Consider the following 13792-nt stretch of genomic DNA (forward strand, 5'->3'; position numbering starts at 1 on the left):
CACTTTCTCCCGTCCGCCCCCTCTCGTGCGGTCGAGGGCGTCGGCGGCTTTCGTGGCCGGCGGCCTCTTTCAGCGGCGGCACCCGCGCGTGACACTGGACGGCGTGTCCCCAGTCACGCGCGTTCCCGTGTTACGCGGCCGCGACGCGGAGGAGAACGTCCTGCTGCGGCTGCTCGACGACGCCCGGGCCGGCTCCGGAGGGGCGCTGCTGCTGACCGGCGCGGCGGGCATGGGCAAGACGGCGCTGCTCGACCTGGCCGCCGCGCGGGCCTCCGGGTTCCGGGTGCTGCGGGTGTCGGGGGTGGAGCCGGAGTCGGGGGTGCCGTACGCGGGGCTGCACGGCCTGCTGAGGCCGGTGTCCGGCGCCGTCGCGGCGCTGCCGGCCGCCCAGGCCCGCGCGCTGGCCGAGGCCCTGGAGTCCGGGACCTGCGGGGCGGGGCTCGTGCTGCCCGCCGCCGTGCTCGGGCTGCTGTCGGCGGTCGCCGCCGAGCGTCCCGTACTGGCCTGCGTGGACGACGCCGACCGGCTGGACGCGGCGAGCCTGGACGCGCTCTCGTTCGTGGCCCGCCGCCTGTCCTGCGAGCCGATCGCCCTGCTCTTCACCACCAGACCCCCGCCCTCCCACGCCGTCCCGTACGGCGAGCGGGAGCCGGAGAGGTTCGACGGCGAGGCGATGCGGCGGCTTGAGGGCGTGCCCGCGCTGGAGCTGCGCGGGCTCGACGGGCCGGCGGTGCGGGAGCTGGCCGCGGACCTGGCGCCCGGCGGGCTCGCCGAGGACCTGCCGGCCGCGCTCGACCAGATCGCCCGCGGGAACCCGCTGGCGCTGCGCGAGCTGATCGGCGCGCTCACCCCCGACCAGCGGGCCGGGCTCGCGGCGCCGCCCGCCGTCCTGCCTCCTGGTGGGCGGTTGTGGCGGGAGCACACGGGCGCGCTGGCCCGGCTGCCCGCGCGTACGCGCTGGCTGTCGCTGCTGATCGCCGCCGATCCGGCCCTGGACGTGGCGACCCTGGCCAGGGCGGCGAGCCCGGCGTGCGCGTTGTCGGTGCTCGAACCGGCCGAACGGGCGGGCGTCCTGCGGGCCGACGGGGACGCGTTCACGTTCCGGGAACCCGGGATGCGGGCGGTCACGTACCACGCGGCGTCGCTGGCCGAGCGCCGCCGCGCCCACCGCCTCCTCGCCGACCTGCTCACCCCGGGCGGGTGCCATGCGGGTGGTTGGGAGAGGTTGCGGCGGGCGTGGCATCGGGCCTGGGCGGGGGGTGGCGGGGAGGAGGAGGCCGGGGACGAGCTGGCACGGGCGGCGCTGGCCGTGCGCTGGGCCGCCGGGAGCTCCGGGCCGTGCGTGGCCTCGGAGCGTCGTGCCGGGTTCCCCGAGCCCTATCTGGCGTTGGAGCGCGCCGCCGAGCTGACCGCTCGTCCCGCGGTCAAGGCCGAACGGCTGGCCGCCGCCGCCAGGCACGCCTGGGTGTCCGGCCGTCCCCGGGCCGCGCGTTCCCTGCTGGCCCGGCTGCGGTCGCCCGGCGCGCCCGAGGAGCTGCGCGGCCACGTCCAGCTTCTGCGCGGCAGCCTGGAGCTGCTGGGCGGCGAGACCGGCAGCGCCCGCGAGGAGCTGCTGGCGGCGGCCCGCAGGCTGCTGGACAGCCACCGCGTGCTCGGCGTGCGCGCGCTGGTCCGCGCGGCGGACGCCAGCTACCGGGCGGGCGACAACCGGGCGTTCATCGCGATCGCCCGGCAGGCGGCGGCCCTGCGGCGTCCGGACGAGCCCGCGCCGGCGCAGCTCATGTTCGAGTACCTGGCGGGCATGGCCCACACCTTCAGCGGCCTGCACCAGGAGGCGGCCGGGCCGTTGCGGCGGGTGCTGGAGCTGGCCGGCTCGGTACGCGACCCGGCGGTGCTCACGTGGGCGTGCGTGGCGGGCATGCTGCTGGGCGAGGACGCGGTGGCCCACCGGCTGTCGGCGCGGGCCGTGGAGGAGGCCCGGCTGCGCGGGGCCGCGTCGGCGGTGCCGCAGCTCCTGGAGTTCACGATCTACCCCGACGTCTGGACGGGCCGGTACGCCTCCGTCGCCGCCACCGCCGCGAAGGGCCTGCGGCTGGCCCGCGAGACGGGCCAGCACAACACCGCGGCCCAGCACCTGGCCTGGCTGGCGGTCAGCGCCGCCGTGGAGGGCGACCAGGAGACGTGCCGGATCCGCGCGGACGCCGCCATCGAGCTGGCCGACGCCCACGAGCTGGGGCTGGCCGGCGCGGTCGGCAACTGGGCGCTGGCCTGCCTCGACCTGGCCGCGGGCCGCGTGGCCGACGCCGCGGGCAGGCTGCGGGCCGAGCGGCGCAACCGCCACGTCGTCATCAGGGTCATGTCCACCCCGCACTACATCGAGGCGGCCGCCCGCACCGGCGACCGCGAGCGGGCCGCGGCCGCCCTGCGGGTGCTCGAACGCTGGGTCGGCAGCACGCGCAGCCCCGGCCTGCGGGCGCTGGTCTCGCGCTGCCGGGCGCTGCTGTCGGTGCGTCCCGGCGAGGCCGAGGAGCTGTTCCTGGACGCCCTGCGCCTGCACGGCCAGGGCGTCTGCGCGTTCGAGGCGGCCCGTACGCACCTGCTGCTGGGCAGCGCGCTGCGGCGCGACCGGCGGCCCGGCGCGGCCAGGAACCACCTGCACACGGCGCTGGAGACGTTCGAACGGCACGGCGCGCGGCTGTGGACCGAGCAGGCCAGGGCCGAGCTGCGGGCCTCCGGCGAGCCGGTCCGGCCGGCCGCGGACGCGACGGTGTCGCAGCTCACCGCGCAGCAGGCGCAGATCGCCCGCCTGGTGGCCGCGGGCGCCACCAACAAGGAGGTCGCCGAGCAGCTCTTCCTCAGCAGGCGCACGGTCGAGCACCATCTCAGGAACATCTTCAGCAAGCTCGGCATCCGCTCACGGGTGGAGCTGGTCAGGTTCATGTAGCGCCTGGACCGGGCGGCGGGCGCCACGAGACCGGTGATTTCACCGATGCACGGCTGACCGTGTGTCCCGACAATGGCGACAGACAGCAGTCATTCCCCCGATGAGCAGGGAGTTCGACGACGTGCAGCTCTCCACCCCCCACTTCGGCGCGCGAACGTTCACCAAGCTCGCCCTGGCCGTCACGCTGCTCGCCGGCGGCGTCGCGGCGGCGCCGGCGGCCCACGCGGCCGGCCCGTACGAGCGCGGCCCCGACCCGACCGGCGCGATCCTGGAAGCCGCGCGCGGCCCGTTCGCGACCGCGGAGCTCGGCGTCTCGCGGCTGAGCGTCTCCGGCTTCGGCGGCGGGACGATCTACTACCCGACCGACACCAGCCAGGGCACCTTCGGCGCGATCGCCATCTCGCCCGGCTACACGGCGACCTGGTCCAGCCTCGCCTGGCTGGGGCCGCGGATCGCCTCGCACGGGTTCGTGGTGATCGGCATCGAGACCACCACGATCTACGACCAGCCGGCCAGCCGCGGACGTCAGCTCCTGGCCGCGCTGGACTACCTGACCTCGGGCAGCCCGTCGGCCGTGCGCAGCAGGATCGACGCGTCCCGGCTCGCGGTGGCCGGTCACTCCATGGGCGGCGGCGGCACGCTGGAGGCCGCCGACGCGCGCCCGTCGCTCCAGGCGGCGGTGCCGCTCGCGCCGTGGAACCTCACCAAGAGCTGGTCGGGCCTCCGGGTGCCGACGATGATCATCGGGGGTGAGGCCGACACGATCGCGCCGGTGGCGGCCCACTCCGAGCCGTTCTACCAGTCGATCCCGTCGTCGGTGGAGAAGGCGTACCTGGAGCTGAACGGCGCCTCGCACTTCTTCCCGCAGGTCACCAACACCACGATGGCCAAGTCGATGGTGGCCTGGCTGAAGCGGTTCGTCGACGACGACACCCGCTACGACCAGTTCCTGTGCCCCGCCCCGCGCGGGACCGCGATCGAGGAGTACCGCGACACCTGCCCGATCACCTGACGGGCGCGGCTCCGGAGCCGGTGACGCCCGCCGTCACCGGCTTCCGGCCGGCCGGCGCCCTCCGTCTCGCCACACCGCCGTGCCCGTCGCCGGGGGTCAGCGGAAGGCGGCGGCGTTGCGCTCGGCCCAGGCGGCGAACGGGCGGGCGGGACGGCCGAGGACGCGCTCGACGTCCGGGCTGACGCTCCGCTCGTCGGGGGTGGGCTCGCCCAGGATGGCGAGCGTGCCCTCCACCACGGGCAGCGGCATGACCTGCGCCATCAGGGCGTGGGCGGCCTCGCGGGTCTGCTCGGCGAAGCGCACCGGCTCGCCCAGCGCCGCCGCGATCGCCGCCGCCCGGTCCCGCGGGGTGGTGGCCTCGGGGCCGGTCAGCACGTACGTCGCCCCGTCGTGCCCGTCCTCGCGCAGGACGGCGGCCGCCACGGCGGCGACGTCGGCGGGGTCGACGAAGGGCAGGCCGACGTCGCCGAAGGGGGCCTCGGCGGTGCGGCTCAGGCGTACGGGCTCGGCCCAGGCGTAGGCGTTGGAGGCCAGGCCGCCCGAACGCAGGACCGTCCAGGACAGCCCCGACCCGCGGACGGCCTCCTCGAACCGGACGGCGTGCGGGTAGGCCCCCGGCCGGGTCCCGGCGCCCTGGCTGGACAGCAGGACGACCTTGCGCACGCCCGCCTCCCCGGCCGCCGCGATCACGCCCTCCGGGTCCTCCCCCGCCACCAGCAGGAACAGCGCGTCCGCACCCGCCAGGGCCGGACGCAGGCTCGCGACGTCGCCCAGGTCGGCGGCGACGGCCCGGACGCCCGGCGGCACGTCGGCCTCCGTGACGCGGCGGGCGACGGCGGTGACCGGCAGGCCCTCCTCGGCCAGCAGACCGACCAGCGTCCGGCCGACGTTCCCGGTGGCACCCGTGACAACGAACATGATGGTTCTCCTCAATCATTAGTTAGTTGCCTGACTAAGAAGAACCGTAGCACAGAAACTAAGTCAGGCAACTAACTTCTCGCCGGGAAAGTGTGAGACCCCCGCACGCCGGGGACATCTGGGCAAATGGGGACGGCGTTCGCCACGACGGCACTGGCCGGACAAGGATGGACCCAGCTGGGAGAACTGGGCCTGGCCCTGCTGCTGTCGGCCGCCATCGGGCTCGAACGCGAGATCCGCCAGAAGAGCGCCGGCCTGCGCACCCACACGCTGGTCGGCTTCGCCTCGGCCCTGATCATGCTGGTGTCCAAGTACGGCTTCGCCGACGTCCTGGGCGAGCACGTCACGCTCGACCCGTCCCGGGTGGCCGCGCAGATCGTGTCGGGCATCGGGTTCATCGGCGGCGGCCTGATCTTCGTCCGCCGGGACGCGGTGCGCGGGCTCACCACCGCCGCGGTGGTCTGGCTGACCTGCGCGGTCGGCATGGCCGCCGGGGCCGGACTGTGGCTGCTGGCGGTCGCCGTCACCGCCGGCCACTTCCTGGTCCTGTTCGGCTTCACCCCGCTCAGCGCCCGGCTGCCCCGCTCGAAGTACGCCCAGTCGCGCCTGCACCTGACCTACCTCGACCGCCACGGCGCGCTCCGGCGGGTGCTGGCGCTGTGCAGCGACAGGGGCTTCGTCATCGCCGAGCTCACCCTCGAACGCGACCAGCCGAGCAAGGACCGGGAGTCGATCTCGATCTGGCTCGTCGTCCAGGGCGCGGGGCCGGTCGAGGTGCTGATCACCGAGCTGCTGGAGATCGACGGCGTGCTCGGCGTCTCCAGCGTCGACCTCGACGTCACCACGCCCTGACGCCGGCCCGGGCCGCACAACCGTTCAAGACCGGAGCCGGTCCCTGCCGCTACAACGGTGACGGCGGGACACGCGGAGCGGGAGGGCGGATGGCCGGAACGGGATTCATCGGACTGGGGATCATGGGCCGGCCCATGGCGCTCAACCTGGTGCGGGCGGGCACGCCGGTCGTGGTCTGGAACCGTACGGCGGCCGGGTGCGAGCCGCTGCGGGCGGCCGGCGCGCACGTGGCGGCGAGCCCGGACGAGGTGTTCGCGCGGGCCAGGGTCGTGCTGCTCATGCTGGCCGACGAGGCCGCCGTGGACGCGGTGCTCGGGCGCGGCACGCCGCGGTTCGCGTCCATGGTGGCCGGGCGGATCGTGGTGCACATGGGCACGACGTCCCCGGCGTGGTCGGCGGACCTGGGCGCGGCGGTGCGAGCGGCCGGCGGCGACTACGTCGAGGCGCCCGTGTCCGGCTCGCGCGGCCCGGCCGAGGCCGGGCGGCTGGTGGCGATGCTGGCCGGTGAGCCCGCGGCGGTCGAGGAGGTGGGCCCCCTGCTCGCGCCGATGTGCGCCGGGACGATCGCGTGCGGCCCGGTGCCGGGCGGGCTGCTGATGAAGCTGGCGGTGAACATCTTCCTGATCACCATGGTCAGCGGCCTGGCCGAGGCCGCGCACTTCGCCGCCCGGCACGGCCTGGACCTGGACAGGTTCGCCCAGGTGCTCGACTCGGGCCCGATGGCCAGCGACGTGTCGCGGGGGAAGGTCCGCAAGCTGCTGGACGGCGACCTCGCCGCCCAGGCGGCCATCGCCGACGTGCTGAAGAACAACCGGCTCATCGCCGGGGCGGCGCGGGCGTCGGGCGTGGCCTCGCCGCTGATCGACGTCTGCCACGCGCTGTTCGCCGAGACCCTGGCGCTCGGGCACGGCACGCTCGACATGGTGGCCGTGATCCGCGCGATCGAGGCCAGGACCGACGGGCTCACGGCGGATTCCCCGAGCGTCAGGTGAGGGCGGTGGTCCATTCGCCGGGGGTGAGCCCGTAGGCGCGCTTGAACATGCGGGTCAGGTGGCTCTGGTCGGCGAAGCCCGCCCGCAGCGCGGCCTCCCGCAGCGGCAGGCCGCCGCTCATCGCCCGCCGGGCCACGTCCAGCTGCCGCATCGTCCGGTACCGGGTTGGGCTGGTGCCGAAGGCGGCGCGGAACTGGCGGGCGATCGTCCAGCGGTCGAGCCCCGAGACGCGTTCGAACTCGGCGACCGGGTGCCGGGTCGCGGGGTCGGCGGCGATGAGCTCGCGCACCCGTGCCAGCGCCTCGACCGCGAGGGGGTCGCGCCGCCGCCGGACGGGGACGTCGGCGTGACGTTCCAGGGCCGCCGCGACCAGCAGCGCGACCTCCAGCCGGGCCAGTTCCTCCAGGGGCTCGTCCAGGTGCCGCAGCCAGGCGAGCAGCGCCGGCGACATCCCCTCCGGCCGCACGACCGGGTCGGCGACGAACGGCAGCGGCCGGCCGCCCAGCGCCTCCTGGATCAGGTACGGGTCGACGTAGAAGATCCGGTAGCCGAAGCCCGCGTCGGTGCCCGCGGCCCCGTCGTGCAGCTCGTCGGGGTGCAGGACGTGCCACTCCCCCGGCAGGCATCGCCGCAGCTCGCCGCGGTAGCGGAAGGTCTGCACGCCGGCGAGCGTGACGCCGATCGCGTACGTGTCGTGGCGGTGGGGCGCGAACGCCTCGCCGACGAGCGAGGCCGCCAGCCGCTCGATGCCCTCGGCGGCCGGGCCGAAGCGCAACCGGTGCCCCGGCCGCCCCGCCCCGCCGCGGACAGGTCGTGTCTCCACCACCCCAGTGTCGCGCTTCACTCCTCCGGCGCGGTCACCCCTCGGGCGCCCGTCAGCGCCCGCGCGTCGTTGCCGACGATCGGGTTGCGCACGCTGCCGAGGCGTTCTGCCTCGACCTCGACGACGTCGCCGGGCCGCAGCAGCCACGGCGGGGTGCGCGCGTAGCCGACCCCGGCTGGGGTGCCGGTGGCCAGCAGGTCGCCGGGTCGCAGCGTGAACGTGCGCGAGATCAGCGCCAGGGTGTCGCCGACGCCGTAGACCATCTCGTCGGTACGCCCGTCCTGGACGACCTCGCCGTTCACCCGGGTCCGCACCCGCAGCCCGTCGCGCAGGTCACCGACCTCGGACGCGGGCACCAGCGGGCCGAGCGGGCCGGACCGGTCGGCGTTCTTGCCGAGGATCCACTGGCTGGTGAGCTTCTGCGCCCTGCGCGCGGTGAGGTCGTTGAAGACCGAGTAGCCGGCGACCGCGGCCAGCGCCTCCTCCGGGTCCGCGTCCACCAGCGGCGTGCCGACGTACGCGACCACCTCGCCCTCCCAGTCCAGGCCGTCCTCGCCCGAGGGCACCGGCACCGGGACGCCGCCCACGGTCAGCGACCGCGTCCAGCGGGCGAACAGCGTCGGGTGCGGTGGCACGCCCTCCCCCGCGTAGGAGCCCTCGGCGACGTGCCTGAGGTAGTTGAGCCCGATGCAGATCACCCGGGCCTCCGGCAGCACCGGCGGCACGAGGGCGACCGACGCGACCGGGAGCCGCTCGCCGGCCGGCTCGCGGGCCAGGAAGGCGGCCGCGCCGGCCCAGAACCGCTCCAGCGGGGCGAGCACGGTGACCTCGGCCCCGTCGGCCGACAACGCGCCGGCCTCGACGCCCTCGACGCCCTCGGCGGCGTGCCGGCGGATCCCGACGATCCTCATCGCTCATCTCCTCACGGCGGCTAAAACCCGCCAAAGGTTCGCAGGTTTTATGGTTGGATCCGGACTATGCCCTACTCCTCCTCGCCCGGACAACCGGCCGCCGCGCTCGGGCAGGGCGCGGGCACGCGGGCCGAGCGGCTGGCCGCCGCGCTCGACGAGCGGATCAGGTCGCGCGGGCTGGGTCCCGGGGAGCCGGTCGGCACGCTGGAGTCGCTGCGCGCGGAGACGGGCCTCGGTTACGCCACGGTCAGCGAGGCCGTCCGGCTGCTGCGCGACCGTGGCGTGCTGGAGATCCGGCCGGGCCGCGGCGGCGGGCTGTTCGTCGCCGACCCCGGCCCGGTGGTGCGGCTGCGGCACACCCTGCTCGGCGTCGCCGAGGAGCCGGGCACCGTCGCCGACGCCGTCGAGCTGCGCGACCACCTGGAGGAGCTGATCGACGTCGGCGCCGCCCGCCACCGCACCCGCCGGGACGTCGCCGACCTGCGCCGCCTGCTGCGACGGCTGCGCGCCGCGCCCGGCTGGGACGCCTTCATGCGCGCCAACTGGGCCCTGCACGAGCGCATCGCCGCCATCAGCCCGAACGCCATGGCCCGGGCCGTCTACATCGGCACGCTCGGCCACCTGGGCGCCGCGTCCCCGCGTCCCGACGACGCGGCCGACGCCGGCTACCGCGAGCTGCGCCACCGGATCCACGCCGACCTGGTCGAGGCGATCGCGGCCGGCGACGAGAGCGCCGTACGGGCCGCCGTCGCCCGGCACAACACCACCGTCTGAGACAGACCGGAGAGCCCTCATGCCCGGCGAGTTCCGCCAGTACCTGTTCCCGCACGACCACCCGCGGCTGGCCGGCGTACGCGGCCTCGACCCCTACGCCTACCGCGAGCTGGCCAGGAGGCCGGGGACGTTCACCGGCGGCCTGATCGAGGGCTGGACCCCGCTGTACGGGAACGACTTCCGCGGCGTCACCGAGGACGGCGTCCTGCGGGACGGCCTGTACCCGCTGACACCGGCCGCCCCCGGCGAGCAGGCGCCGGTCGCCGCGATGGTGTCGGCCGCCCGCGACCTGCTGGCCTGCCTCGACGACGAGGACCGCGAACGCCTCTCGCACGACGCCGACGACGTGGCGTGGCAGACCTGGGCCAACCCGGAGTTCATGCAGTTCGACACCGGCCTGCGGCTGGACCTGCGGGCTCCGGCCGTCAGGGAGAAGGCGCTGGCGCTGGTGGTCGCCTCGCTCTCGCCGGAGGGCGGCCGGCTCGTCCGCGCGGTGATGCGGGTCAACGGCTTCCTGGGCGAGGTGGTCGGCCTGGAGACGATACTCAACGAGTTCAGCTACAACTTCGCCCTCTACGGCACGCCTGACCCGCGGGCCCCCTGGGGCTGGCAGCTCTACGGCCACCACTGCGCGCTCAACTGCCTGATCGTCGAGGGCCGCATGGCGCTGTCGCCGGTGTTCCTCGGCGCCGAGCCCGACGAGATCGACGCCGGTCCGCACGCCGGCCTGCGCGACCTGTTCGCCGACCGGGTCGCCCGCGGCCTGCGGCTGATGGCCGCCCTGCCGGAGGAGCAGCGCCGGCAGGCCGTCGTCCACGAGCTAATGGTCGACCCGGCGATGCCCGAGGGACGGGTGCACCCGGGGGACGAACGCCACCTGGCCGGGGCGTTCCAGGACAACCGCGTGATCCCGTTCGAGGGGGTGCCGGTCGCCGCCATGCCCGCGGCGGCCCGGGAGCACGCGCTGGCCGTCGCCGAGTCGTTCGTCGGCCTGCTCCCGGCGGGGCCGCGCGCCGCCCGGCTGCGCGAGATCGCCGCGCACCTCGACGAGACCTGGTTCTGCTGGATCGGCGGCCACCGGCCGGGCGACGTCTTCTACTACCGGCTGCAGTCACCGGTGATCGTCGCCGAGCTCGACCACCACCGCGGCGTCTTCCTCGACTACGACACGCCCAAGCCGTTCCACGTCCACACCGTGCTGCGCACGCCGCACGGCAACGACTACGGCCGCTCGTGGGTGCGGCAGTGGCAGCAGGGTCAGGGCTCGGGCTGCAGGTAGACGACCGTGGACATCGGGACGCGTTCGCGGATGCGCCCCTCGGCCTTGGCCAGCGCCTCGGCCACGGCGTCCCCCTGCTCGGCGACGGTGACCCGGGCGGCCACGAGCAGCTCCTCCGGGCCCAGGTGCAGGGTGCGCAGGCGGGTGAAGGAGGCGACGGCGTCGTCCTCGCGCAGGGCCTCCTCGATGGCCCGCTGGACCTCCGGCGACGCCGACTCACCGATGATCATGCTCTTGGTCTCGGTGGCCAGGGTGACGGCCACGATGATCAGGAGCACGCCGATGGCGATCGAGCCGATGCCGTCGTAGACCGGGTCGCCGACGACCAGCGCGAGCGTGACCCCGATGAGGGCGAAGGCCAGCCCGAGCAGGGCGGCGGTGTCCTCCAGCAGGACCACGGGCAGCTCGGGGGCCTTGGCCTCGCGGATGTAGCGCAGCCACGACCGGCCCCCGCGGGCCCGGTTGGCGTTGCGCACCGCCGTGCGCAGGGACAGCCCCTCCATGACGATCGCGCCCACCAGCACCCCGATCGCCCACGGCCAGCTCTCCAGCGGCTTCGGGTGGCTGATCTTCTCGTACCCCTCGTACAGGGCGAACAGGCCGCCGCCGAAGAACAGCACGACCGAGACCAGGAAGGCGTAGAAGTACCGCTCGCGCCCGTGGCCGAAGGGATGGGACGGGGTGGGCCCGCGCTTGGCGCGGGACTGACCGAGCAGCAGCAGCCCCTGGTTGCCCGAGTCGGCGAAGGAATGGATGCCCTCGGCGAGCATCGAGGACGAACCGGTGAAGAAGAACGCCACGAACTTGGTGACGGCGATCCCCAGGTTGGCGGCCAGCGCCGCGTAGGTCGCCTCCTGCGAGCCCTTACCGCTCACGCCGTCCCCGCAACCGGTGCCGCAACCGGTGCTCGTACAGGCTGTCGCGTCATCACGTTCCTCCCGTGCGGGTGAGCTGTCGGATGCGTGCCTTTGCCCCGTGGGCCCGCGGGCACACCTTGATCCGGCGATCGAATGGACATGCACAACGTGCATTGATGCGCGTCGTGCATCTTTGTAGGGTGGAACGGCCCGCACCCGCGAGAACAGGACCCGCCGATGAGCGACCGCAGCCTGACCGACGACTCCCCCGGCGCGAGTCCCACGGCGATGCGCCGGATCCTGCCCGCCGACCTGGTCGTGCGCGGCGGGTGCCCGTTCGACCCGCCGCCGGGCCTGCGGGAGCGGCGCGGCCAGGACCCGGTCCGGCCGGTGGAGCTGCTCAACGGCGCGCGGGCGTGGCTGGTCACCGGCTTCGACGAGGCCCGCACCGTCCTGTCGGACGCCCGCTTCAGCGCCGACCGGGTCCGCCACCGCGAGGCCACGTCGCTGCAGCCGCACGAGGTGGCCGAGCAGGCGGCGGGCGTCCTTCCGGCGGGCCCGTCCGTCGAGAGCCGCGAGGACGGCTTCTTCGTGTTCATGGACCCGCCCGAGCACACGCGCATCCGGCGGCTGCTGACCGGCCAGTTCACCGTCCGGCGCATGCGCGAGCTGGAGGCCAGGGTCACCGAGATCGCGGTCGAGCACATCGAGGCGATGAAGGCGGCCGGCACGGAGGCCGACCTCGTGCCGTCGTTCGCGCTGCCGCTGCCGTCGCTGGTCATCTGCGAGCTGCTCGGCGTCGACTACGCCGACCGCGCCGAGTTCCAGGAACGCACCTCCGTCGGGCTGAACGCCGGCTCCACCGACGAGGAGCGGGCCGTGGCGGGCGTCGAGCTGTACGCGTTCATGCAGCGGCTGGTGGCCGCCAAGCGCGCCGAGCCGGCCGACGACCTGCTGTCGGGGCTCGTCCACGACGCCGACCCGCCGCTGACCGACGCCCAGCTCGTGGACGTCGCCCTCGTCCTGCTCGGCGCGGGCCACGAGACCACCGCCAACATGCTGGGCCTGGGCGCGTTCGCCCTGCTGGAGCACCCCGACCAGCTCGCCGCCCTGCGGGCGGACCCCTCCCTCGTCGACAACGCGGTCGAGGAGCTGCTGCGCTTCCTGAGCATCATCCAGCTCGGCGTCAGCCGCGTCACGACCGAGCCCGTCACGCTGGGCGGCGCCGACCTCCCCGCCGGCGCGACCGTCGTGATCGCCACGCCCGAGGTCAACCGCGACCCCCGCCACTGGCCCGACGCCGACCGGTTCGACGTCAACCGCGCCCGCGTCCCGCACCTGGCCTTCGGGCACGGCGTGCACCAGTGCCTGGGCCAGCAGCTCGCCCGGGTGGAGATGCGCATCGGCCTGACGGAGCTGATCACCCGCCTGCCGGACCTGCGGCTGGCCGTGCCGGCCGGCCAGGTGCCGGTGCGCGACGAGATGCTCATCTTCGGCGTGCACTCCCTGCCCGTCGCCTGGTCCTGACCGGGCGCAGTGCCCGCCGGCGCCCCGTCGCCCTGCCGGAGCCCATAATGAGGACCGTGGCAGAGGAGGCCGGGGTGGTTCAGCTCGCATCGGGCGGCGGGGAGCCCGCGTCGCCCGGCCGCCGCGAACGCAAGAAGCAGGCCACCCGCGCCGCCCTCCGTGCGGCGGCGCTCCGGCTGGCCCTGCGCCACGGCGTCGAGAACGTGACCGTCGAGCAGATCGCCGGCGAGGCCGACATCGCGCTGCGCACGTTCTTCAACTACTTCTCCAGCAAGGAGGAGGCGGTCGTGGCCTCGCTGGCCGCCGCCGCGCAGGAGCTCGTCGCCCGGTTCAGGGCCCGGCCGCGCACCGAGCCGGTCCTGCGGGCCTTCCGCGAGGCCGTGCTGACGGTCATGAACGAGAGCGACGCCGCCGGCCGCGACCACGTCCGGGCGTTGCAGCTCGTCCGGTCGGCGCCGACGCTGGTGCCGCAGCAACTGGCCGTGCTCGCCGCGCAGGAGCAGGCCCTGGCCGAGGCGATCGCCGAGCACATCGGCCACCCCGCCCCCGGGCGTCCCGGCGACACCGGCTATCCCCTGCTGTGCGCGGCCGCGGCCCTGACGGCGCTGCGCGTCGTCCTCGACCAGTGGCTCCGGCAGACCGCGGCCTCCGCAGGGCCGCCGGACACCGCCCTGCTCGGACGGCGCATCGACACGGCGATCGACCAGCTCACCGCCGGCCTCGACCACCCCGGCCGGCCCGGGCCGTGAGGTGAGCGGCCCCTTCGGCGGGCCGCACGGGCTGTCCGGGCTGTCCGGGCTGTCCGGGCTGTCCGGGCTGTCCGGGCTGTCCGGGCTGTCCGGGCTGTCCGGCGAGGAGATCCGCCGCTAGTGTCGGCAGTCTCCGGTGATGATCGACTTTGGA

12 protein-coding genes are annotated in these 13792 nt (G+C 75.1%); 8 read left to right on the forward strand and 4 right to left on the reverse strand.

The window, feature by feature from the left end; all coding sequences use genetic code 11:
• Positions 1-103: 103 nt before the first annotated feature.
• Entirely contained in the window at positions 104-2944 is a 2841-nt protein-coding gene (locus ACIBK9_RS21285) for a LuxR C-terminal-related transcriptional regulator (RefSeq protein WP_397160482.1), read from the forward strand.
• Between the two features lie 100 nt (positions 2945-3044).
• Positions 3045-3956, forward strand: coding sequence for an alpha/beta hydrolase family protein (locus ACIBK9_RS21290; protein ID WP_397160484.1), 912 nt, complete (start codon positions 3045-3047; stop codon positions 3954-3956).
• Positions 3957-4052: 96 nt separating this feature from the next.
• Here ACIBK9_RS21290 and ACIBK9_RS21295 read toward each other — a convergent pair whose 3' ends face one another.
• Positions 4053-4874, reverse strand: a complete 822-nt coding sequence (locus ACIBK9_RS21295; protein ID WP_397160486.1) for an SDR family oxidoreductase — start codon at positions 4872-4874, stop codon at positions 4053-4055.
• Positions 4875-5000: 126 nt separating this feature from the next.
• On the opposite strand from ACIBK9_RS21295, the gene ACIBK9_RS21300 reads away from it, so the two are divergent.
• Together ACIBK9_RS21300 and ACIBK9_RS21305 are read left to right on the forward strand one after the other, a co-directional pair.
• The gene (locus ACIBK9_RS21300; RefSeq protein ID WP_387672804.1) at positions 5001-5726 is read left to right on the forward strand and encodes an MgtC/SapB family protein; all 726 of its coding nucleotides are present in this window, start codon (positions 5001-5003) and stop codon (positions 5724-5726) included.
• Positions 5727-5815: 89 nt separating this feature from the next.
• On the forward strand, positions 5816-6718 hold the full coding sequence (locus ACIBK9_RS21305) for an NAD(P)-dependent oxidoreductase (protein WP_387672801.1): 903 nt from the start codon (positions 5816-5818) through the stop codon (positions 6716-6718).
• On the opposite strand, the gene ACIBK9_RS21310 is transcribed toward ACIBK9_RS21305, so the two are convergent.
• Positions 6711-7541 (reverse strand): AraC family transcriptional regulator, encoded by an 831-nt coding sequence (locus ACIBK9_RS21310; protein ID WP_397160488.1) that lies wholly within the window; start codon positions 7539-7541, stop codon positions 6711-6713. The two genes, ACIBK9_RS21305 and ACIBK9_RS21310, sit on opposite strands and share 8 nt — an antisense overlap.
• 17 nt (positions 7542-7558) lie before the next feature.
• Entirely contained in the window at positions 7559-8452 is an 894-nt protein-coding gene (locus ACIBK9_RS21315; RefSeq protein ID WP_397160490.1) for a fumarylacetoacetate hydrolase family protein, read from the reverse strand.
• Positions 8453-8518: 66 nt separating this feature from the next.
• On the opposite strand from ACIBK9_RS21315, the gene ACIBK9_RS21320 reads away from it, so the two are divergent.
• Positions 8519-9226, forward strand: coding sequence for a FadR/GntR family transcriptional regulator (locus ACIBK9_RS21320; protein WP_397160492.1), 708 nt, complete (start codon positions 8519-8521; stop codon positions 9224-9226).
• Positions 9227-9245: 19 nt separating this feature from the next.
• Positions 9246-10505, forward strand: a complete 1260-nt coding sequence (locus ACIBK9_RS21325) for a DUF3500 domain-containing protein (RefSeq protein WP_397160494.1) — start codon at positions 9246-9248, stop codon at positions 10503-10505.
• On the opposite strand, the gene ACIBK9_RS21330 is transcribed toward ACIBK9_RS21325, so the two are convergent.
• On the reverse strand, positions 10484-11380 hold the full coding sequence (locus ACIBK9_RS21330) for a cation diffusion facilitator family transporter (RefSeq protein WP_397160496.1): 897 nt from the start codon (positions 11378-11380) through the stop codon (positions 10484-10486). The two genes, ACIBK9_RS21325 and ACIBK9_RS21330, sit on opposite strands and share 22 nt — an antisense overlap.
• Before the next feature lie 219 nt (positions 11381-11599).
• On the opposite strand from ACIBK9_RS21330, the gene ACIBK9_RS21335 reads away from it, so the two are divergent.
• The gene (locus tag ACIBK9_RS21335) at positions 11600-12889 is read left to right on the forward strand and encodes a cytochrome P450 (protein ID WP_397160498.1); all 1290 of its coding nucleotides are present in this window, start codon (positions 11600-11602) and stop codon (positions 12887-12889) included.
• A gap of 56 nt (positions 12890-12945) precedes the next feature.
• Positions 12946-13638 (forward strand): TetR/AcrR family transcriptional regulator, encoded by a 693-nt coding sequence (locus ACIBK9_RS21340; protein WP_397160500.1) that lies wholly within the window; start codon positions 12946-12948, stop codon positions 13636-13638.
• Positions 13639-13792 lie beyond the last annotated feature (154 nt).

Origin of the sequence: Nonomuraea sp. NPDC050227 (genome assembly GCF_044459705.1) — a bacterium.
Lineage (GTDB): Bacteria > Actinomycetota > Actinomycetes > Streptosporangiales > Streptosporangiaceae > Nonomuraea.